At 60.4% G+C, this 19,873-nt stretch carries 22 protein-coding genes; 12 read left to right on the top strand and 10 right to left on the bottom strand.

The genetic code is table 11. The features are described from left to right. Positions 1-91 precede the first annotated feature (91 nt). From ldtR to EET67_RS02950, 4 genes are all read left to right on the top strand, one after another. Complete coding sequence (ldtR, locus tag EET67_RS02965) at positions 92-607, top strand: transcriptional regulator LdtR (RefSeq protein WP_128624730.1); 516 nt, start codon at positions 92-94, stop codon at positions 605-607. A 387-nt stretch (positions 608-994) separates the two neighbouring features. Beyond that, on the top strand, positions 995-2,248 hold the full coding sequence (locus EET67_RS02960) for a L,D-transpeptidase family protein (RefSeq protein ID WP_128624729.1): 1,254 nt from the start codon (positions 995-997) through the stop codon (positions 2,246-2,248). Positions 2,249-2,536: 288 nt separating this feature from the next. Further along, positions 2,537-4,261: a dihydroxy-acid dehydratase gene (gene ilvD, locus EET67_RS02955; protein ID WP_128624728.1), complete on the top strand. Its 1,725-nt coding sequence runs from the start codon at positions 2,537-2,539 to the stop codon at positions 4,259-4,261. After that, positions 4,248-5,063, top strand: a complete 816-nt coding sequence (locus tag EET67_RS02950; protein ID WP_128624727.1) for a tetratricopeptide repeat protein — start codon at positions 4,248-4,250, stop codon at positions 5,061-5,063. The genes ilvD and EET67_RS02950 overlap by 14 nt, the downstream gene beginning before the upstream one ends. Positions 5,064-5,065: 2 nt before the next feature. On the opposite strand, the gene EET67_RS02945 is transcribed toward EET67_RS02950, so the two are convergent. After that, positions 5,066-5,797 carry a hypothetical protein gene (locus EET67_RS02945; protein WP_128624726.1) on the bottom strand — a complete coding sequence of 244 codons (732 nt, stop codon included), beginning with the start codon at positions 5,795-5,797 and terminating at the stop codon, positions 5,066-5,068. Between the two features lie 162 nt (positions 5,798-5,959). On the opposite strand from EET67_RS02945, the gene EET67_RS02940 reads away from it, so the two are divergent. Further along, complete coding sequence (locus EET67_RS02940) at positions 5,960-6,487, top strand: gamma carbonic anhydrase family protein (protein WP_128624725.1); 528 nt, start codon at positions 5,960-5,962, stop codon at positions 6,485-6,487. A gap of 114 nt (positions 6,488-6,601) precedes the next feature. Here the strand turns inward: EET67_RS02940 and EET67_RS02935 are convergent, their stop codons facing one another. The 3 genes from EET67_RS02935 to EET67_RS02925 all read right to left on the bottom strand — a co-directional run bounded on the left by EET67_RS02935 (position 6,602) and on the right by EET67_RS02925 (position 8,944). Next, positions 6,602-7,117: a transglutaminase-like cysteine peptidase gene (locus tag EET67_RS02935; RefSeq protein WP_425359498.1), complete on the bottom strand. Its 516-nt coding sequence runs from the start codon at positions 7,115-7,117 to the stop codon at positions 6,602-6,604. Between the two features lie 458 nt (positions 7,118-7,575). Then, positions 7,576-8,193 carry a PilZ domain-containing protein gene (locus tag EET67_RS02930; RefSeq protein ID WP_128624856.1) on the bottom strand — a complete coding sequence of 206 codons (618 nt, stop codon included), beginning with the start codon at positions 8,191-8,193 and terminating at the stop codon, positions 7,576-7,578. Positions 8,194-8,305: 112 nt separating this feature from the next. Continuing rightward, complete coding sequence (locus EET67_RS02925; RefSeq protein WP_128624723.1) at positions 8,306-8,944, bottom strand: PAS domain-containing protein; 639 nt, start codon at positions 8,942-8,944, stop codon at positions 8,306-8,308. Positions 8,945-9,301: 357 nt separating this feature from the next. Here EET67_RS02925 and EET67_RS02920 point away from each other — a divergent pair, with 357 nt between their 5' ends. The 7 genes from EET67_RS02920 (at position 9,302) to EET67_RS02890 (ending at position 14,270) form a co-directional block, all read left to right on the top strand. Further along, positions 9,302-10,009, top strand: coding sequence for a rhomboid family intramembrane serine protease (locus EET67_RS02920; RefSeq protein WP_128624722.1), 708 nt, complete (start codon positions 9,302-9,304; stop codon positions 10,007-10,009). Positions 10,010-10,120: 111 nt separating this feature from the next. Beyond that, on the top strand, positions 10,121-10,552 hold the full coding sequence (locus EET67_RS02915) for a CBS domain-containing protein (protein WP_128624721.1): 432 nt from the start codon (positions 10,121-10,123) through the stop codon (positions 10,550-10,552). Between the two features lie 136 nt (positions 10,553-10,688). Then, positions 10,689-12,191, top strand: a complete 1,503-nt coding sequence (gene gatB, locus EET67_RS02910; protein WP_128624720.1) for an Asp-tRNA(Asn)/Glu-tRNA(Gln) amidotransferase subunit GatB — start codon at positions 10,689-10,691, stop codon at positions 12,189-12,191. A 2-nt stretch (positions 12,192-12,193) separates the two neighbouring features. Continuing rightward, positions 12,194-12,685, top strand: coding sequence for a GNAT family N-acetyltransferase (locus EET67_RS02905; protein WP_128624719.1), 492 nt, complete (start codon positions 12,194-12,196; stop codon positions 12,683-12,685). A 14-nt stretch (positions 12,686-12,699) separates the two neighbouring features. Continuing rightward, complete coding sequence (locus tag EET67_RS02900; protein ID WP_128624718.1) at positions 12,700-13,188, top strand: GNAT family N-acetyltransferase; 489 nt, start codon at positions 12,700-12,702, stop codon at positions 13,186-13,188. Positions 13,189-13,249: 61 nt separating this feature from the next. Further along, on the top strand, positions 13,250-13,648 hold the full coding sequence (locus EET67_RS02895) for an NADH:ubiquinone oxidoreductase subunit NDUFA12 (RefSeq protein ID WP_128624717.1): 399 nt from the start codon (positions 13,250-13,252) through the stop codon (positions 13,646-13,648). A 118-nt stretch (positions 13,649-13,766) separates the two neighbouring features. Further along, entirely contained in the window at positions 13,767-14,270 is a 504-nt protein-coding gene (locus EET67_RS02890; RefSeq protein ID WP_128624716.1) for a DUF2155 domain-containing protein, read from the top strand. 12 nt (positions 14,271-14,282) lie between these two features. Here the strand turns inward: EET67_RS02890 and aat are convergent, their stop codons facing one another. From aat to EET67_RS02860, 6 genes are all read right to left on the bottom strand, one after another. Beyond that, a complete protein-coding gene (aat, locus tag EET67_RS02885; protein ID WP_128624715.1) occupies positions 14,283-14,903 on the bottom strand; it encodes a leucyl/phenylalanyl-tRNA--protein transferase in 621 nt (206 codons plus the stop codon). Between the two features lie 112 nt (positions 14,904-15,015). Continuing rightward, positions 15,016-16,359: an acetyl-CoA carboxylase biotin carboxylase subunit gene (gene accC, locus EET67_RS02880; protein WP_128624714.1), complete on the bottom strand. Its 1,344-nt coding sequence runs from the start codon at positions 16,357-16,359 to the stop codon at positions 15,016-15,018. 7 nt (positions 16,360-16,366) lie between these two features. Beyond that, a complete protein-coding gene (gene accB, locus EET67_RS02875) occupies positions 16,367-16,846 on the bottom strand; it encodes an acetyl-CoA carboxylase biotin carboxyl carrier protein (protein WP_128624713.1) in 480 nt (159 codons plus the stop codon). A gap of 29 nt (positions 16,847-16,875) precedes the next feature. Continuing rightward, positions 16,876-17,310: a type II 3-dehydroquinate dehydratase gene (aroQ, locus tag EET67_RS02870; protein ID WP_128624855.1), complete on the bottom strand. Its 435-nt coding sequence runs from the start codon at positions 17,308-17,310 to the stop codon at positions 16,876-16,878. A gap of 135 nt (positions 17,311-17,445) precedes the next feature. After that, entirely contained in the window at positions 17,446-18,264 is an 819-nt protein-coding gene (locus tag EET67_RS02865) for a DsbA family protein (protein ID WP_128624712.1), read from the bottom strand. A 109-nt stretch (positions 18,265-18,373) separates the two neighbouring features. After that, on the bottom strand, positions 18,374-19,768 hold the full coding sequence (locus EET67_RS02860; protein WP_128624711.1) for a M48 family metalloprotease: 1,395 nt from the start codon (positions 19,766-19,768) through the stop codon (positions 18,374-18,376). Positions 19,769-19,873 lie beyond the last annotated feature (105 nt).

The following is a 19,873-nucleotide window of genomic DNA, read 5'->3' as shown; positions in this document are numbered from 1 at the left end:
CCTTTAAGTCGAATTTTATGTGTATTCGATAGTGTCGCGATCAAGGTGAGAAAAACAAACAATCACCGGGCGACAAACGAGAGGCAAGACAATGATCAATTCGCGTCCGGCGGCGAAGACCGCTAATGTATCCGACGATCGCCGTGAAGCGATCCGTTCCCTTTACATGGAATCGCTGCAGCTTGTTGAAAGATTGCACCGTCGTTTGCTTGACGTCGTCAAGGATGAGTTCGACCGCAATGGTCGCAGCGACATCAACGCCATCCAGGCTCTGCTGCTGTTCAACATCGGCAATGCCGAGTTGACCGCCGGCGAATTGCGTTCACGCGGTTATTATCTGGGCTCGAACGTATCCTATAACCTGAAGAAGCTGGTGGAACTCGGCTTTATCAACCACCAGCGCTCGCGCATCGACCGCCGTTCGGTGCGGGTCAGTCTGACGGAGAAGGGCGCCGAAGTGGCCGAAGTGGTCGGTGGGCTCTATGAGCGCCATATCGGCTCGATCGAGCAGGTCGGCGGCATCAATGCCGAGGAATTCCAGCAGATGAACCGCGCTTTGCAGCGGCTGGATCGCTTCTGGAACGATACGATTGCGTATCGCATGTAATCTTCCAGGATCGCTGCCAGGCCAACGAGCCGCGATCGATAAATCTCCAGTCATGGCCGGTGTCGGGCAAGACACCGGCCTCTTTTTCATGGGCCAATCCTGTGGCTTTCTAGCCACTCCGACAGCCTGCCGGCGAGCAGCCATGCCGTCTATCGGCTCCTCATCTGCCACGGTGCCATGCAAACGCCATATTCCGGTGAAAACCGGGATGCTGGAATGGACCGTCAAGCTGGGCTTGATCGTTTGCCGGATGCCTCCCGCCGAAATTTGCGCTTAGGCACCGGATGGGTGCGGGGATATGGTTGGCGAATTGTTAACGCTGATCGCCCTAAAATCCCGACAAAGTTGTCCGATCGTTGCAACGCAGGATAGATGTCTGGAATGTCCATGAACACAACTCGCCGGTCCTTTCTTTCTGCTGCAGGCGCGCTCGCTGCCACAAGCCTTTCAGGTGCAGCTTTCGCGCAGAATGTGATCGGCGATATCCTGAATTCGTCGCGCCGCGGCAATTGGGACGACACATTCGATGCCCGCGCCAGCGAAGGCGGCAAGGTTGCCTCCAACCTGCCCATTTTCAGCCCCCAGACGGTTTCCTATATCGAGCAGGCGATCGGCGTTTACCAGAACATCGTCGCCCAGGGCGGCTGGCCGATTGTGCCGGACACCAAAAAGCTGCAACTCGGTGTCGAGGACCCCGATGTCGTGGTCTTGCGCAAGCGGCTGATGGTTTCAGGCGATCTGTCGACACAGGCTGGTATTTCTCCGGTGTTCGATACCTATGTCGATGCGGCGGTCAAGCGCTTCCAGGCTCGGCATGGCCTGCCGTCGGACGGCGTTCTTGGCAAATATTCCTACGCTGCCATGAATGTCTCAGCCCCGGTGCGGCTCGGACAACTTGAGACCAATCTGGCACGTCTGCGTGCCATGCCCGGTCCCCTGGACTACCGCTATGTGATGGTCAATATTCCGGCGGCGCAGATCGAGGCTGTCGAGAACGGGCGTGTCGTGCTGCGCCATACCGCCATTGTCGGCAAGATCGACCGCCAGACGCCGATCCTCAATTCCAAGATCAACGAGATCATCATCAATCCTTACTGGAACGCGCCGGAATCGATCGTCCGCAAGGACATCATCCCGCTGATGCGCAAGGATCCGACCTATCTGACCAAGAACAGCATCCGCATTCTCGGGCCGGATGGCAATGAGATCGATCCGTCCACCATCGACTGGTCGACGGAGGACGCAGCCAAGTTCCGCTTCCGCCAGGACCCGGGCGCCATCAATGCCATGGCCTCGGTCAAGATCAATTTCCCCAATACGCATGCGGTCTATATGCACGACACGCCGCAGCAGAGCCTGTTTTCCAAGCTGATGCGCTTCGATTCCTCCGGCTGCGTTCGCGTGCAGAACGTGCGCGACCTGGTGACCTGGCTATTGAAGGGCACCGATGGCTGGACCCGCCAGCGCTTCGAGCAGACAATCAAGACCGGCGAAAGCACGCCGGTCCAGCTTACCGATCCGGTTCCGGTCTATTTCACCTATGTCTCGGCCTGGTCGACCGGCGACCGCGTGGTGCATTTCCGCGACGACATCTATGCGCGTGATGGCGTCGACGAACTGAGAATATCGTCGGTGCTGTAACCGCACCGGCCTCTACCCGCAGTATGAGAGCAGAGAATCACGGGCGACCCATGGTCGCCCGTGGCTTTTGTGCCTCCCGAATGCCGAGTCCCTTACCCCGATATCTGCAGATCGCACACGCTTTGTGACGATTCAGCAACACTCTGTTGGCAAGCTGTGCGCTACAACGGGGTGAGGGCAATCTGCCAAGTTCCCGCCATAAACCCGGAGCACGTCGAAAGGGCTTCGGACGGCGTTGAGGTTTTGCGCCCGACCGGAGGGGCCGCGACCAGTGCGGCAGGGGTAGAAATGGACGCGAAGGTTATTTCGAAGGCAAAACTGCCGAGCCGCTACGTGACCGAAGGACCGGCGCGCGCGCCGCATCGCTCTTATCTTTATGCGATGGGCCTGTCGGCAGCCGAAATCGCGCAGCCGCTGGTCGGTGTCGCCAGTTGCTGGAACGAGGCGGCTCCCTGCAATATCTCGCTGATGCGCCAGGCGCAGGTGGTCAAGAAGGGCGTTGCGGCGGCAAACGGCACGCCGCGCGAATTCTGCACCATCACCGTGACCGATGGTATCGCCATGGGCCATCAGGGCATGAAATCCTCGCTGGTCTCACGCGATGTGATTGCCGATTCCGTCGAGCTGACGATGCGTGGCCATTGCTACGACGCGCTCGTGGGGCTTGCCGGTTGCGACAAGTCCCTGCCGGGCATGATGATGGCGATGGTGCGGCTCAACGTGCCATCGGTCTTCATCTATGGCGGTTCCATTCTTCCAGGCAGCTATCGCGGCCGCCAGATCACCGTCCAGGATGTGTTCGAGGCGGTCGGCCAGCATTCGGTAGGTTCGATCTCGGATGAAGACCTGCTCGAAATCGAGCAGGCAGCTTGCCCGTCGGCCGGCTCCTGCGGGGCGCAGTTCACCGCCAACACCATGGCGACGGTAGCCGAGGCGATCGGCCTGGCGCTGCCCTATTCCTGCGGCGCGCCGGCGCCTTACGAGATGCGCGACCGCTTCAATTTCGCCTCCGGTGAAAAAGTCATGGAACTCGTCGCCAAGAATATTAGGCCGCGCGATATCATTACCTTGAAGGCGCTGGAGAACGCCGCCGCTGTCGTGTCGGCCACCGGCGGTTCGACCAATGCGGCGCTGCACCTGCCGGCAATTGCCCATGAGGCCGGCATCAAGTTCGACCTGTTCGACGTTGCCGAGATTTTCAAGCGCACGCCCTACATCGCCGATCTCAAGCCCGGCGGCAAATATGTCGCCAAGGATATGTTCGAGGCCGGTGGCATCCCGCTTTTGATGAAGACCATGCTCGATCATGGCTATTTGCATGGCGATTGCCTGACCGTGACTGGCCGCACTTTGGCCGAAAACATGGAGCATGTTGCCTGGAATGACAGCCAGGACGTGGTGCGTCCGGCCAATCGGCCGATTACCGTGACTGGCGGTGTTGTGGGCCTCAAGGGCAACCTTGCTCCTGAAGGCGCGATTGTGAAGGTTGCGGGCATGTCGGAGCTGAAATTTTCTGGCCCGGCGCGTTGCTTCGATAGCGAAGAAGAGTGCTTCGAAGCCGTGAGCAAGCGCAACTACAAGGAAGGTGAGGTTCTCGTCATCCGCTATGAAGGCCCCAAGGGCGGCCCGGGCATGCGCGAGATGCTGTCGACGACGGCGGCCCTTTATGGCCAGGGCATGGGCAGCAAGGTCGCGCTGATCACCGACGGGCGCTTTTCAGGCGCCACGCGCGGCTTTTGCATCGGCCATGTCGGGCCCGAAGCGGCTGTCGGCGGACCGATCGGCCTTTTGCGGGACGGCGACATCATCACCATCGATGCCGTGAAGGGCGATCTTTCGGTCGCGCTTGCGGACAAGGAACTGGCGGACAGGGCAAAAAGGTGGAAGGCGCGCGCGACCGACTACCAATCGGGCGCGATCTGGAAATATGCGCAGACGGTTGGGCCAGCTCGTGATGGGGCAGTCACCCATCCAGGCGGCGCGAAAGAAACACACTGCTATGCGGATATTTGACGTCGTGAAGAGAACTGTCCTATCGGCTTTCGTTGCCGCCTCGACCCTCGGCTCCGTGAGTTCGGCGCTGGCCTTCGACGAAAAGATCTTCGACGACAAGGGCGAGGTCAAGGCGGAGTCCAGCCCCTGGGCAGTGTTCCAGTTCGGCTATACCGCCTATAAGAGCGGCCACAAGGACCAGGCCGTCGAGGCCTATCGCTACGCCGCGGAGAACGGCCAGCTTGGCGCGACCTGGAAGCTCGCCCGCATGTATGCCGAGGGCGATGGCGTCGACCGCAACGACTATGAAGCCTTCAAGTTCTTTTCAGAGATTGCAGAGCAGGAGGTCGAGCCCGGCAGTCCTGAGGAAAGCTACCTGTCGGACGCGCTGGTGGCGCTTGGCAATTATTGGCAGAAGGGCATTCCTGGCAGCCCGGTCAAGGCCAACACCGCCGCTGCGCAGGAATATTACATGCGCGCCGCCGCCAATTACCGCAACCCCAACGCCCAGTTCGAAATGGGCAAGATGTTCCTCAAGGGCGAGGGGGTGAAGGCCAGTGTGCGGCAGGCGGGCCGCTGGCTCCAGCTGGCGGCTGAAAAGGGCCATGCCGGTGCGCAGGCAACGCTTGGCGATCTCCTGTTCCAAAGCGGCAAGGTCGTGCGCGGGCTTGCGATGATGACGGTAGCGCTCGAGCGTGCCAAGCCACACGATCAACCCTGGATTCGCGGCATGCAGGAAGAGGCGTTCGCCCTTGCAGCCGAATCCGACCGCCGCACCGCGATTGCCCTTGCCGAAGATATCCTGACCAAGGGCGAGCAGTAGGCTTACCGCTCCTTCCCCGTCTTCAGTAACGCTGCCGCCTTCTTGGCCATGCTCGCTTCCAGCGCCTGCCATTCGCCGAGCAGTTCTTTCGGGAATCGATAGATCAGGCTGAGATGATCGCCGATATGGATGTCGCGTTCACACGGCGCCAGTGAATCCGCGGCGTTGGCGCCGGTCAGGCAGCGAGCGACAAAAGGGTCCTTGCCTGCGCGGGTCGCGACCACCAGGACTTCGTTCAAATAGCCCGACTTTTCAGAAAATTCATGGAATATGGTTCCCGCCGGGCCGGGTTTGCCGGACTGCGCAATCAGCGAACTGTAGATGGGTGCAAAGCGCCCGCTCATGTCGCGTGACATCGTCTGTTCCTCTATCGACACGAATAGGATGCGCTTGGCACCGCCGACATTGTTGAAATCATCCCGTGCTTCCGCCGAATAGCCTTCCATGTCGGGCCAGCGCATATAGAGGTCGACTCGGGCCGCGATGCCGTCGCGGCGCGCGCGCTCAAAGCGGATCATATTGGCGCGGACAGCCAGCACATTGTTGCCGATGACGATCTCATGCACCCTGGTCGAGTCCGAATGACCGGCCATGACGATCGACGCGCCGAACCATTTCCCGCCGATGCTGATGACAGCCGACAGCAGGACAAGAACGGTGAAGGCGTAAAGCACCTTCAGCATCAAGCCCGAGTCGATCGTGCGGATCGTGTCTTGCGGCGTTGCCTGCCCCATCGTGGAATTTCCCCGAACGTTCCAGGCGCATCTTGCGGCTCTCGAACGCATGCCCAGTGGAGCCGACTTTGCAGTTTCATGGTAAATGACGGGTAAATGCCGGCCGACTCGCGGTCAGGTCAAACACAGGTTTCTCCTGCAATGGAAGAAGAGAGGCTAAATATGCCGCTTTATGCGCTTGATGGCATTGCCCCCGAATTTGAGGCGCGCGACAGCAACTGGATCGCGCCGGACGCCACTGTGATCGGCAATGTGCGCATCGGACGCAATGTCGGCATCTGGTTCGGGGCCGTCATCCGCGGCGACAATGACCCGATTGTCATCGGTGCCGATACGAATGTGCAGGAATACAGCGTGATGCACACTGATCCCGGCTTCCCGCTTACCATCGGCACGGGTTGCACGATTGGACACCGCGCGATGCTGCATGGCTGCACCATCGGTGACAACAGCCTGATCGGCATGGGGGCCATCGTGCTGAATGGAGCGGTCATCGGCAGGAATTGCCTGGTCGGCGCCGGTGCTCTGGTCACGGAAGGAAAGACATTTCCCGACAATTCATTGATCGTCGGTTCGCCCGCAAAGGTGGTCAGGGTGCTGGACGAAAACGCCGTCGAGGGACTGCGCAAGTCGGCCGCCCACTATGTGAAGAACGCCTGGCGGTTCAAGGCTGGGCTAAGCCGGATCTGAACCGGTAAAAGGCGGAGCCGACCCAGGGGATGGGCCGGCTCCTGGACCCGGTCGTTTGGGACGGGGAGGGTGGGGACTCGACCGGGTTTTCCTGGATCTATGTCTGCCTGTGTCTCAGCGGACGCTGGCAACGGCGTCGGCGCGGCCGTCATTGATCTGGACCCATACACCCGAATTCCGTTCGGACTGGCGTTTCAGATAGGTATATTCGGTCTCGGCCCAGGCCAGGACGCGGGGTTCCAGATTGTCGAGCACGAATTCGCCGTGGCTGGTGCGCACCGTGAGCACGGCATGGCCATCGCCATTGGGCTGGCGCGCAACGGTTATCAGCAAGTCGCCGGCCGGCACGCCGAGCGCCATCAGCCGGCGGCGCTTTTCCAGCACATAGTCTTCACAGTCGCCCTGTCCATCAGGATAGGACCAGTATTCTTCCTGGCCCCAGATCTCCATGTCGGTCAGCGGCGTCACTTCCATGTTGACGGCGTTGTTGACCTCGACGATTGCGGCCCAAAGCGCGCGCGTCAACTGGACCGGAGCCCGCTTGGCGGTTTTCTGGCCGCATTCTTCCGGCAGCTTCTGGCAAAAAACATAATGCCCCACCGGTTGCGTGGTGCGGCCGGCCGTCGCCATGAAGGATTCTGCCGCATTAGCAGTGCCGACAAGCCCGCCCAGACCGAAAATCGCCGCGATGAGCAGCGACATGGATTTTGTTGTTATCATTGTGATGCGTCCCCGTTTGACGCCACAATGACAGAGGGGGATTTATTCCACGCAAAAAGTAGAAGTAGATGTTGAGTAAAATTGAAAGGAAATTCGAAAGAACTTTATAGATGGGAAGTATATAATAAGAATAAAATTTACGTCAAATTGAACGCATTGCAGCCAAGGCTCAGTAACTCACATGCATGTGAAAGCCCCCGATGACGGTATCCGCGAAGGGAGAGGATCACAGTATCTGCGCGAGGAGCGTGTTACGGAGTGTAAGGCGTCAGCCAAAATCCGCCTTTGCTCAGCCGCATAGGTGGCAGCCGGCCTGCACCTGTGGGTGCAGTTACCGCTCTGTACAAAGAAGGATGAAGCTAGGGCGCTCAGGAAGCGGCGCGGTTGAATTCCGTATCGAGCGTTTCGGGTCGCTGCACGACGGCGAACTCGATCGCCACGCCATCTTCGAAATGGCGCACGACCTGGGCACGCATGGCGCCAAGCATGACCTGGACGCCCAAAGCGGGTTTCACATCGATTTCGAGTGCCGCGCCGGAGAGTGACAGGTCGATGATGCGGCATTGGTAGTGGCGGCCGTCCATGAGATGCAGCACACTCATCGGGTTGCGCGGCGCGACGCGCTCGTGACGCCGATCCTCAGGCAGATCGAGCTCATGCTTGTTGGCGAGCCACGTAAGCTGCGCCGCAAGCTTGTCGCGCTTGCGATCGGAGGCAATGATGGTCATGGCAAAACCATCCTGCATCGTTCGCGTGACGACGCCTTCTATGCGGCCGATATGGTCGATATAGGCGATGATCTTTTCACCAGGATTTCCGATCCGGTCGGTGCGCAGTGCCACATTGCCTGGCGACATATCGACCACTTGGCATGAGTGCTCGCTGCGGTCTTCCAGCATGAAGCGGCCATAGATTTTGACGCGGACACGCTGAAAATTGCGCTTTTCCGCTACCGACGGCGCGTAATTGATCGCCGCTGCCCTCATAGCTGCCTCTGTTCCCATCGACCTGTCATGCTCATGCGCACGATTTCATGATCAAATTAGCGCCGCAGAGGTTAACAAGCTGTAATCTGTGCTTTTCCGCTATCCGGGCGGGCTATTTTTCGCGGCCGCCGGGCAGTACCACAAGGTGGCGGATGCGCCTCGCACCATCAAGGTTACCCACCGGTTGTGCAAGTGCTCGCTCGCTTGGCACGAGAGGCGGCACGGTCACGCTGGGCCGGTTCTTCAGGAACATCGGCTCGCGATCCGGATCAATCACCCTGACCGAATCGATCAGGGCATCATTGATGGGATCGGTGCCAAGCCAGAAGGGCTTTTCGGCCGGCGATATCACGCCCATGGCGCGCGGATTTTCGATGCCGCCGTCAAGCGGAAGCATAAGCAGTTCGAACTCAAGCGAGCGGCCATTCTGGGACCGGCCGTCGAAGCCTATGACGATCACGGATTTGGACTGGAACACGCCAAAGACGAGTCGGGCGACCAGGCGGCGGTCCTTTTCGCGCCATAGTGACGGAAAGGAGAAACCCTTCAGTTCGCGCCCGAAGGTCGCGCAAAGCCTTGTGCCGGCAAGGCGAAAGACGGCTTCTCCACGTGTGTCGCGCTCGAGGATGAATGTATCGGCAAGCAGCGCCTTGATGTCGACCGGCTCGATCTCGGTTCGCTTCGGCGCGCGGCGCCCGCTGCGCAATCGGTTCCAATAATGGAACAGTTCGATTGAACCATTGTGTTTCATGCTGCTCCGCTCCGCGCCATCGGTCGTCGTCTTCATGTTCCATCGGCGAACAGATGGGCGTTGTCCGAGGAACTACATGCGGGGTGGAGCAGGTTGCATGCCAGTCCGGTCGTCTGCTTGTTAACCGGTGGGGGCTGTTAAGGTTAATGATTGGTTTAGGTTGTGCCGCTGGCGGCCTCATGCGAGGCTGAAAACACATCGCAGGCGGCCGTTTCAGCGTGATGCGGTCTGGGTTCAGTCAAAGTTTTGGGAGAGCAGGGGGCTCGACCGGCCGTCCAGGGGCGCAACCTTTGGACGGCTTTCTTTTATGATTCGCCCGCCCTAAAGGTAGCGTATCGAGTTCCGAGCCCGCCGCCGATGCAACAAGACCAAGACGATGAAGAACAAGCGCCGCGATACCGCGAGCCGGTTTTCAACCTGCCTTTTATTGTGGTCGCGGCTCTCGGGCTTTGCGTCGCGCTTCACCTGATTCGGCTCTACCTTCTTACGCCCGACCAAGATTTCGGGCTGCTTTTGCGCGCGGCTTTCATCCCGATCCGCTATTCAGGCGAATATGAGATCGACATCTACGCGCTGACCAGCCCGATAACCTATGCGTTCCTGCACGGCAGCGTCGCTCATCTGGTGATCAACATGATCTGGCTTGCCGCCTTCGGTTCGCCTTTGGCCAATCGTATCGGCGCGGCGCGATTCACCGCGTTCTGGGTGGTTTCCGCCCTGGCGGCAGCCGCGCTCCACTATGCGCTGCATCCGCTCGATCATGCCCCGCTGGTGGGCGCGTCCGGCGCGATTTCGGGGATGATGGGCGCTGCCGCTCGATTCGGCTTCCAGATCGACCACTCGGCCGGCCGGGCGGCTTTCGGTGGCCCGACCTTGCCCGTGGCGATGGTTTTCCGTTCGCGCACCGTGGTCACCTTCCTGCTGGTCTGGATGGTGATCAATCTGGTCAGCGGCTTCATCAGCTTCGCGCCAGGCGAAGAAAACAGCATCGCCTGGGAAGCGCATGTCGGCGGATTTCTGGTCGGCTTCCTCGCCATCCAATATTTCGAGCCTCGGCGCACCTAACCGACCAGTGCGGGCCTGTCTGCTTCGGGCTTGAAAAGGCGCGATTCCCAGAGCACGATATACAATGCGTGAAGCGAAATCTGGCGGGCAGCAACGCAGAGGAGGAGCGCCATGACGGTGAAGGCAATTCTCGAGCAGAAGGGTCATGATGTTTTCACGCTCGGACCCAACGAGAAACTAACGGAAGCGATAAAAATCCTGGCCGAACACCGCATCGGCGCATTGGTGATCACGAATGGCGACCGCAAGATCGTCGGCATTCTGTCGGAACGCGACATTGTGCGGGTCCTCGCCAGGGAAGGTGCTGCCGCACTGGATCAGTCGGTACGGGCGGCCATGACCCCGAAGGTCAATATCTGCAATGAAAACCACACGGTCAACGAACTGATGGAGATCATGACCAAGGGCCGGTTCCGGCATTTGCCGGTCGAGAAGGATGGCATGCTGGACGGCATTGTCTCCATCGGCGACGTGGTCAAGCGCCGTATCGAGGATGTCGAGCGAGAAGCGGCCGAAATCCGGGCCTACATTGCCACGGCTTAATTCGAGCCGATTTCCCAAAGGGTTTTGGCCGGCTTCTGTCGGCCAAAACTAAGTCACCCGACTTACTCCGCTTGCCTCGCTCGCGTGTTTGGACTAGCGAGAACCGACACGAAAACACGCGGATAACGTAGGCCCTATGTCCATCATCGATACGCGCACTCCAGACCCCAAACGCCTGATCCCCGGCGCCACCGGCGATTGGGAAATCGTCATCGGCATGGAGGTGCATGCGCAGGTCACGTCCAATGCCAAGCTGTTTTCCGGCGCTTCCACGGCGTTCGGCGCCGCGCCCAATGCCAATGTCAGCCTGGTCGACGCCGCCATGCCCGGCATGCTGCCGGTCATCAATGAGGAATGCGTCAAGCAGGCGATCCGTACCGGGCTCGGCCTGAAGGCCAAGATCAATCACAAGTCCGTTTTCGACCGGAAGAATTATTTCTACCCGGATCTGCCGCAGGGCTATCAGATTTCGCAGTTCAAGCAGCCGATCGTCGGCGAGGGCACCGTGATCGTGTCCGTCGGCCCCGACAAAAAGGGTGAGTTTGAGGAGATCGAAGTCGGCATCGAGCGGCTGCATCTGGAGCAGGATGCCGGCAAGTCGATGCACGACCAGCATCCGACCATGTCCTATGTCGACCTGAACCGATCGGGCGTGGCGCTGATGGAGATCGTCTCCAAGCCGGACATACGCTCGGCCGACGAGGCGAAGGCCTATCTCACCAAGCTCCGCACGATCGTGCGCTATCTCGGCACCTGCGACGGCAATATGGACGAAGGCTCGATGCGTGCCGACGTCAACGTCTCGGTACGCCGGCCTGGCGGCGAGTTCGGCACGCGCTGCGAGATCAAGAACGTCAATTCCATCCGCTTCGTCGGCCAGGCGATCGAATACGAAGCGCGCCGGCAGATCGCCGTTCTGGAAGATGGCGGCAGCATTGACCAGGAAACCCGGCTGTTCGACCCGAACAAGGGCGAGACGCGCTCGATGCGCTCCAAGGAAGAGGCGCATGACTATCGCTACTTCCCCGATCCGGACCTTTTGCCGCTTGAATTCGACCAGGCCTATGTCGATGCGCTGGCCGCCGATCTGCCCGAGCTTCCCGACGACAAGCGAGCGCGGCTGATCTCTAGCCTCGGCCTTTCGGTCTACGACGCTTCCATCCTGATCTCGGAAAAGGCGATTGCCGATTATTTCGAGAAGGTGGCAGCCGGGCGCGACGGCAAGCTCGCCGCCAACTGGGTCATCAACGACCTGCTGGGTGCCTTGAACAAATCAGGCAAGGATATTGAAGAAACACCCGTTTCACCCGATCAGCTTGGCGCGATCATCGACCTGATCAAGGACGGCACCATTTCTGGCAAGATCGCCAAGGACCTGTTCGAGATTGTCTGGAACGAGGGCGGAAACCCGCGCGAAGTGGTCGAAAGCCGCGGCATGAAGCAGGTCACCGATACTGGCGCGATTGAAAAGGCCGTCGATGAGGTGATTGCCGCTAATCCCGACAAGGCCGAGCAGGCTCGCGCCAAGCCGAGCATGGCGGGCTGGTTCGTCGGCCAGGTGATGAAGGCAACTGGTGGCAAGGCCAACCCGCAGGCAGTCAACGATCTGGTCAAGGCAAAGCTGGGAATCGTCGAATAGTCATGTTTATCCGCAGCGCCGGCGAACGTGATCTGCCAGCCATTCGCGAGCTGCTGGTCACGACATGGCATGCGACATATGACGATATCTATGGCGAGCGTCAGGTCGACGAGATCACCAATGACTGGCATTCCATCGCCTCGTTGAAGGCGCGGCTGCTGCGGCCGAATTCGGAATTCCTGGTTGCCGATGACGGCAACCAGATCGGCGGCATGGCTTTTGCGGCCGCGACTTCCGATCAGAAAACGGTGATCTTGCAGCAGCTCTATGTTCACCCCGACCATCAGCGGGCCGGCATCGGCCAGATGCTGCTGAGCGAGATCGAGGGCTGTTTCCCGGATGCGCAATTGGTGCGCCTGGAAGTCGAGGCGGCGAATGCGCCAGCCCTCGCATTCTACCGCAAACATGGCTTCGTTCATTCGGGCGTCATCGAAAATTGCGGTCCAGAGGATACCGACATTCCCGCATTGGTGCTGGAAAAGAAGCTCGGCTGAGCCGGAGCGCCACAATGCAGGACACGCTGCAATCCCTGACGATCCGCCCTGCCAACTCTGCGGATATTGCGGCAATCGTCGCTCTTTTCGCAGCCGACGAACTTGGCGGTCATGGCGACACCACCGATCCGGCAGCGCTGCCGCTTTATCAGGCAGCTTTTGATCGCATCGAGGCCAGCGCCAACGACATGCTCTATGTCGCCGAGCTCGATGGCGAGGTGGTCGGCACCTTCCAGACGACGCTGATCGTTTCCATGACCGGGCAAGGGGCCCCCAGCCTTCGCATCGAAGCGGTGCAGACCCGAACCGACAAACGCGGCATGGGCATAGGTGAAAAGATGATCCGCTTTGCCGTCCGGCAGGCGAGGGATTGCGACGCAAAATCAGTCCACCTGACCTCCAACCTGAAACGGACCGACGCCCATCGCTTCTATCGCCGGCTGGGATTTGAACAGAGCCATGCCGGATTCAAGCTGAAGCTTGAGGCTCAGCCCTTGCCATAAGGCCGGGCGGGCGCCATAAGGCGGGGAGAAGACGGACGCGCTTGAGGTCGCGGGGAATCGAATGAAGAATTTTCTCCTGCAGTTTTTCACCTGGTGGAGCAGTCAGACCCTGGCCACGCGCTATCACACATGGCGCCATGGCACCGAAGTCGGCCGCGACGAGGCAGGAAACATCTACTACGAAGGCGGCACCGATTCGGAAGGCCGCACCCGGCGCTGGGTGATCTACAAGGATCTCGTCGAGGCCTCGCAGATACCGGCAGGCTGGCACGGCTGGATTCATCACCGCGTCGACACGCCGCCGTCGCGCGAAAACTATAAGCCTTGGGAGTGGCAAAAGCCGCATCAGCCGAACCTGACCGGCACTGCCGCCGCCTATCGGCCGAAGGGCTCGCTGCTGGGAGCTGGTCGCCGCCCGCAGGTGACCGGCGATTACGACGCCTGGACGCCCGGTTCTTGAATAAGCTGCAGCGGCGTAATTTCTCGCCACATTTGGCAGTTACTTGCGTGCGGGAACTGTTCGCGCGCAGCAGTGTGGTGCGGACGACGGCGCCCAATGCGCAGCCACCGGTATTGCTATGACGATTTTCGGCCGTATCTCGCAATTTCGATCCTTGCTGGTTCCCGGTGCGGCAGCGGTTACCGTGCTCGCGCTGATCTCGGCACCTGTCTCGGCTCAGGAGCAGCAGCCGGAGGGGCCTGCGCCCTCTGAAACGCCGGCGCCGGCGCCGACGGTCCATCGCATCAAGAATCCGGTCGCCGAATTCACCGGTGTCGACAAGATCACCGGCCGCATCATCACCTTTGATGTCTATATCGATGAGACCGTGCAGTTCGGTGCGTTACAGGTGACCCCGCGGGTCTGCTATTCGCGTCCCGAAAGCGAGGAGCCGAAGACGGATTCCTTCGTCGAGGTGGACGAAATCACGCTGGACCGCAAGATACGCCGGATTTTCACCGGCTGGATGTTCGCTGAAAGCCCCGGCTTGAATGCTGTCGAGCACGCCGTCTACGACGTGTGGCTGAAGGGCTGCAAATCGAAGTCGGACGTCCCGCCGCCGGAATCGGCGAAGAGCAAATAGCAGGCGACTCGTTCAGGGGTAGAAGACTGCCGCCTGACCCTCCAGCGCTTCCTCCAGCATCTTCTCATATTTGACCCGCCGCACGTCGATCGCGCCGAAGCGCTTCAGATGTTCGGTGGTGAATTGCGTGTCGAGAAGCACGAAGCCACGGTCGTTCAGCCTTTCGACAAGGTGAACTAGGCAGACTTTCGAGGCATCCGTTTCCCTTGAAAACATGCTTTCGCCGAAAAAGACGCGCCCGAGCGTGACGCCATAGAGCCCGCCGACAAGGCGGCCGTCCCGCCACGCCTCGACCGAATGGCAATGGCCGCGCTCATGCAACTGGATATAGGCCTCGCGGATCGGCGTGTTGATCCATGTCGTCTGGCGCTGATCCCTTATCTCGGCGCAACCCTCGATGACTCCGGCAAAGTCGGTATCTATGCGAATGTCGAAACGATTCTGGCGCATTGCCTTGCGCAGGCTTTTGGGAGCGTGGAACGCATCGAGCGGGATGATGCCGCGTGTTTCCGGGCGCACCCAGAAGACCTCTAGGTCGGTGGCGCTTTCGGCCATCGGAAACACGCCGGAGGCATAGGCCTTCAAGAGCAGATCGGGTGGGATGCGATAGCCCGGTGCGTAGGGTCGGGTCATGGGAGAAACCCGCCGACGCACCGGGTTGCAACTGCAAGCCCTTGGCTAAACCCTGTCATCCGGCCGCTGCGCATGAAGGTCGTCCGAACGATTCGTCCAGGTCCATTATATCCTAGTCGTGAGCGGCCAGATGCTTTTCCAGCCAATGAATATCATAGTCGCCATTGGCAATGTCCTGATTGCCGACAAGGTCCTGGAAAAGCGGCAGGGTGGTCTTGATGCCGTCGACGACGAACTCGTTGAGCGCGCGGCGCAGCCTCATCATGCACTCCACGCGGTTGCGGCCGTGCACGATCAGCTTGCCGATCAGGCTGTCATAGTAAGGCGGTATCCGGTAGCCCGAATAGACGCCTGAATCGACGCGTATCCCAAGCCCGCCCGGTGTGTGGAAATGGGTAATGGTGCCGGGTGAGGGCGCAAAGGTGCGCGGGTCCTCGGCATTGATGCGGCATTCGATGGCGTGGCCCTGAAAGCGGACATCGTCCTGCGTGACCGATAGGCCACCGCCCGAGGCGACACGGATCTGCTCATGCACGAGGTCGATGCCGGTGATCGCTTCGGTAATCGTATGCTCCACCTGGAGGCGGGTGTTCATTTCGATGAAATAGAACTCGCCGTCTTCGTAGAGAAATTCGATCGTGCCGGCGCCGGAATAGCCGAGATCGGCCACCGCCTTGGCGCAGATGTCGCCGATGCGCGAGCGCTCCTCAGCGTTGAGGGCAGGCGAATTGGCTTCTTCCCAGACCTTCTGGTGACGACGCTGCAGCGAGCAGTCGCGTTCGCCGAGATGCACACCCTTTCCAGCGCCGTCGCCGAAGATCTGGACTTCGATGTGGCGCGGCTTCTGCAGGTACTTCTCGATGTAGACGGCGTCGTCGCCAAAGGCCGCACCGGCTTCGGTGCGCGCCGTGGCAAGCGCCATTTCGAGATCGGCCTCGCTGCGCGCTACCTTCATGCCGCGCCCGCCGCCACCTGCGGAAGCCTTGATGATGACCGGGTAGCCGATCTCGGCGGCAATGCGCTTGGCTTCTCCTTCTTCCGAAACCGCGCCGTCCGAGCCCGGCACGACCGGGATGCCGAGCCGCTTGGCGGTACGCTTGGCTTCGATTTTGTCGCCCATGACGCGGATATGGTCACCGGAGGGCCCGATGAAGGTGATGTTGTGCGCCGCCAGTATGTCGGCAAATTTGGCGTTCTCAGCCAGGAAGCCGTAGCCCGGATGCACCGCATCCGCGCCGGTGATCTCGCAGGCGGCGACGATCTGGTGGATGTTCAGATAGCTGTCGCGCGAGGCAGGCGGACCGATGCACACGCTCTCGTCGGCAAGCCGGACATGCATGGCGTCGGCATCGGCGGTCGAATGGACGGCAACCGTCTGAATGCCCAGTTCCTTGGCCGCGCGCAGGATGCGCAGGGCGATTTCGCCGCGATTGGCAATGAGGATTTTCTGAAACATCCCGGACCTATTCGATGACGACCAGGGGCATGCCGTATTCGACGGGTTGCGCATCCTCAAACAGGATCGCCGTGACCGTACCGGAACGCGGCGAGGGGATCTGGTTCATCGTCTTCATCGCCTCGATGATCAGCAGCGTCTGCCCTTCCTTGACCGCCTGGCCAACCTCAATGAAGGGCTTGGCGTCGGGCGAGGGGGCCATATAGGCGGTGCCCACCATTGGCGAGGGCACCGCATTCTTGGAGACATCGGGCGCGGCGCCCGCCGGTGCCGCGGCGGGCGCGGGGCTGGCCGGCTGTGGCGTGGAATTGACGAAAGCGGGCGCAGCAACCGGTGCGGCAACGGCATGAACGGCAGCCGCCTGGCGCGAGACGCGAACCTTCAGGTCGCCGAGCTCGACCTCGATCTCGGTCAGATTGGTGTCGTTCAGTATGCCTGCGAGGTCGCGGACGAGCTGCTGGTCAACACCGGTCTTCTTTATCGACATATTCGAGCCTTTTCTTCTGGTCCGGCCGCTCAGAGGCGGGCGGCGAGCGCCTGGAGCGCCAGTGTGTAGCTGTGCGGGCCGAAGCCGCAGATCATCCCGACCGCCACGGGGGCGATCATGGAGACGTGACGAAACGACTCGCGCGCATGGATGTTTGACAAATGCACTTCGACCACCGGCAGCGGGGAGACCGCGCGGATGGCATCATGAATGGCAATCGACGTATGGGTGTAAGCGCCGGCATTGATCACGACGCCGGCAGCCTTGTCACCGGCTTCGTGGATCCAGTCGACGAGGTCGCCTTCATGGTTGGATTGGCGGAACTCGACGGCCAGCCCCAGTGCGGAGGCCGTTTCACGGCAATCTGCTTCTATGTCCGCAAGTGTCTTGCCGCCATAGATTCCGGGTTCGCGCTTGCCAAGCGCGTTCAAATTGGGACCGTTCAGAATAAAAACAGATTTCAACCTGAAAACCTCTCGCCGCACCAAGCGCAACTTGGCACGCCGCAATCTCTATAATTGGCTTAAGCCGATGCGAAAAGAGCGCAAGTCCGTTCTTTTGCTGTCCACAACACTGCGCAATCCGCGCCGCGCGCTTTTTCAGCAGGCGCCGTCCACGCAGGCCTTGGCCGCCTCGATCTTTTCGGCCAGTACATCCTTGCCGAGCGCGCCGAAGATCACCTCATTACCGACTACGTATGAAGGCGTGCCGGTGATCGACAGCTTGTTGGCAAGCTCATAGGTCTTGGAGAATGCTTCCGCGATGGCGGGGTTCTTCATCTCCTCGCGCAATTTGGCCTCGTCGGCGCCGAGCGCCAATGCGATCTTGATGGCGCCTTCTTCCGTCGCGCGGCCTTCGCCGCCGAGAAGCTGATTGTGGAACTTGCCATATTTTTCCGGCGCCATCGCCCGGAATGCCATGGAAACCACATGGGCCTTCTGCGAATCCGGCCCGAGAATCGGAAATTCCTTGAGTACGAAGCGCAAATCAGGGTCGGCTTCCGTCAGCGCCAGCATGTCTTCCTGCGCGCGTTTGCAGAAACCGCAATTGTAATCGTAGAACTCGACGATCGTGACCTTGCCGTCGGGGTTGCCGACCACGCCGTCATAGGCGGCGTTGAAGATATCTGCCCGCGAGTCCTCGATCGTCGCGACATTGGCCGCGCGCTCTTCATCCTGCCGCTTCACCTCCAGCGCCTGCTGGACCTCGAGCATGATTTCCGGATTGGTGAGCAGATAGTCCCGGACGATCTTTTCGACGTCCTCGCGCCCAAGCTGATTGCCGGCGACGGCGGTCTCGTTTGCTGCAGGTGGCGTATCGGCAATCGCCGGCTGCCGCTTACCGGCGACAAAGCCCGCGCCAAGCATCGCCAGCGCCACGACGAGGCTGCCGGTACTTACCAATATCGCCTTTTTCATTTTCGTCTTTCCATCTCTCTTAGGTCCGCGCAGGACGCTCTAGCGCCAATCGGGCCGGAAGCCCATGCCGGGCATCGAAAAAACTTCCATCTGGCCGCCACGCAGATCGCTATTTTTTCCTTGGCGTCCTGAAATTGATGATGTCCTGGGCGCGCACCCAACCTGGCGCGCCGCGCTTGAAGCGCTGCTGCGCGCGCATGGCGAAGATTTTCGCGTCCTGATAGGCGCCGCGGTAGAAATGGCCTTCGGCGGTCGCGAGTTCTGCCTCGGGAATATCGCCGAGCTGGCCATAGGCCTGGGCCAGATAACGGTAGCCGATGCTGTTTTCGCGGTCGCGCTCGAGACCGGTGCGTATCTGCGTGACGGCCTTCTCCAGGCTGTCGCGCGTGCCCATCGCAATCAGCGCCTGTCCATAGGAGATTGGCAATATGCCGGATTTGACCGGATCGAGTCGCACCGCCCTGGCGTAGGATTCGGCTGCGTCCGCCGGGCGATTGGCCTTCATCAGTATGTCGCCGCGCAATTCTTGGAAATAGGGGTTCTTCGGCTGCTGCTTGATGAGCGCGTCCACCTTCGACAGGGCCGAACGCGGGTTACCGTTAAGATAGGTGTTGAGCGTATCGCCATATTGGGCTGCCAGGCCGCCCGGATTCTTGCGCAGCAGCCGCGAAAATGCCCCTTGCCCCTCGGTATGCACCGCGATCTTGGCGCGCATCATGTCGTGGCGCTGTTGCAGCGTGGCCGAATCTTCGCGGTTGTAATAGGGGCTGCGCTTTGCCAGCTCCTCCAGATTGGCGATGCGTTCGCGCGGCATCGGGTGGCTGACCTGATAGGGGTCGACCCGCGAACCGGAAAGGGCGAGCGCGCTCTGGAAGCGGCTGAATGTCGTCAGCATGCCCTTGGCCGACTGGCCCGTCGCTTCCAGATAGCTGATGGCCGAGCGGTCGGCCGTCACTTCCTCGGTACGTTGATAGCCAAGCAGGCCGCGCCGCGCCATTTCGCCGCCGCCCATGGCGATGCCGCCGCCCGCCTGGGCAAGCTCGCCGGAATTCGTCGCCGCACCCGCGACAATCGCGCCCGCACCAAGCAGGCTGGCGACGATCGCCATGGTCTGTGCGCGTGCAATCTGCTCGCGCAGGCGCTCCTGGTGGCCGCCGGCAATATGGCCGGCTTCATGCGCGATGACGCCGATGATTTCGTTCGGCGTCTCCGATTGCAGGAGCGCGCCGGTATTGATGAACATGCGCCTGCCTGCGACAAACGCATTGAAGCTGCGGTCATTGACCAGGATGATGTCGATGCCTGATTTGGAAAGACCGGCGGCCTTGAGGATGGGGCGCGCATAGTCGCGCACCAGCGCCTCGATCTCGGCATCGCGCACGATCGGCAGGTTCTGCGCAAAGGCGGTTACCGACGCCGTGACCGACAGCGTGGCTGCCAGCGACAGGGCGGCAAGCGACCGCGCGCTCAACGACAGGGCTTTCGACAATGAACCGATTTGCATGGCGGGTCCCACTGGTAGACGAGCAATAGGGCTATGAAAAGATTGCGCATGGCAAGTTCATGAACTTGTGATCCCCATATCATTCGGGCATTTGTGCGGCGTTGC

Origin of the sequence: Borborobacter arsenicus (genome assembly GCF_003934165.1) — a bacterium.
GTDB classification, from domain to species: Bacteria; Pseudomonadota; Alphaproteobacteria; order Rhizobiales; family Rhizobiaceae; genus Pseudaminobacter; species Pseudaminobacter arsenicus.
The sequence above is the reverse complement of the archived record's forward strand: the minus strand, read 5'-3'. Positions and strand labels throughout refer to the sequence as shown.

Coding starts and splice junctions, on each gene's coding strand:
- ldtR (WP_128624730.1), top strand. CDS start 92: ATGATCAATTCGCGTCCGGCGGCGAAGACCGCTAATGTATCCGACGAT.
- EET67_RS02960 (WP_128624729.1), top strand. CDS start 995: ATGAACACAACTCGCCGGTCCTTTCTTTCTGCTGCAGGCGCGCTCGCT.
- ilvD (WP_128624728.1), top strand. CDS start 2,537: ATGGACGCGAAGGTTATTTCGAAGGCAAAACTGCCGAGCCGCTACGTG.
- EET67_RS02950 (WP_128624727.1), top strand. CDS start 4,248: ATGCGGATATTTGACGTCGTGAAGAGAACTGTCCTATCGGCTTTCGTT.
- EET67_RS02945 (WP_128624726.1), bottom strand. CDS start 5,797: ATGGGGCAGGCAACGCCGCAAGACACGATCCGCACGATCGACTCGGGC.
- EET67_RS02940 (WP_128624725.1), top strand. CDS start 5,960: ATGCCGCTTTATGCGCTTGATGGCATTGCCCCCGAATTTGAGGCGCGC.
- EET67_RS02935 (WP_425359498.1), bottom strand. CDS start 7,117: ATGGCGACGGCCGGCCGCACCACGCAACCGGTGGGGCATTATGTTTTT.
- EET67_RS02930 (WP_128624856.1), bottom strand. CDS start 8,193: ATGAGGGCAGCGGCGATCAATTACGCGCCGTCGGTAGCGGAAAAGCGC.
- EET67_RS02925 (WP_128624723.1), bottom strand. CDS start 8,944: ATGAAACACAATGGTTCAATCGAACTGTTCCATTATTGGAACCGATTG.
- EET67_RS02920 (WP_128624722.1), top strand. CDS start 9,302: ATGCAACAAGACCAAGACGATGAAGAACAAGCGCCGCGATACCGCGAG.
- EET67_RS02915 (WP_128624721.1), top strand. CDS start 10,121: ATGACGGTGAAGGCAATTCTCGAGCAGAAGGGTCATGATGTTTTCACG.
- gatB (WP_128624720.1), top strand. CDS start 10,689: ATGTCCATCATCGATACGCGCACTCCAGACCCCAAACGCCTGATCCCC.
- EET67_RS02905 (WP_128624719.1), top strand. CDS start 12,194: ATGTTTATCCGCAGCGCCGGCGAACGTGATCTGCCAGCCATTCGCGAG.
- EET67_RS02900 (WP_128624718.1), top strand. CDS start 12,700: ATGCAGGACACGCTGCAATCCCTGACGATCCGCCCTGCCAACTCTGCG.
- EET67_RS02895 (WP_128624717.1), top strand. CDS start 13,250: ATGAAGAATTTTCTCCTGCAGTTTTTCACCTGGTGGAGCAGTCAGACC.
- EET67_RS02890 (WP_128624716.1), top strand. CDS start 13,767: ATGACGATTTTCGGCCGTATCTCGCAATTTCGATCCTTGCTGGTTCCC.
- aat (WP_128624715.1), bottom strand. CDS start 14,903: ATGACCCGACCCTACGCACCGGGCTATCGCATCCCACCCGATCTGCTC.
- accC (WP_128624714.1), bottom strand. CDS start 16,359: ATGTTTCAGAAAATCCTCATTGCCAATCGCGGCGAAATCGCCCTGCGC.
- accB (WP_128624713.1), bottom strand. CDS start 16,846: ATGTCGATAAAGAAGACCGGTGTTGACCAGCAGCTCGTCCGCGACCTC.
- EET67_RS02865 (WP_128624712.1), bottom strand. CDS start 18,264: ATGAAAAAGGCGATATTGGTAAGTACCGGCAGCCTCGTCGTGGCGCTG.
- EET67_RS02860 (WP_128624711.1), bottom strand. CDS start 19,768: ATGCAAATCGGTTCATTGTCGAAAGCCCTGTCGTTGAGCGCGCGGTCG.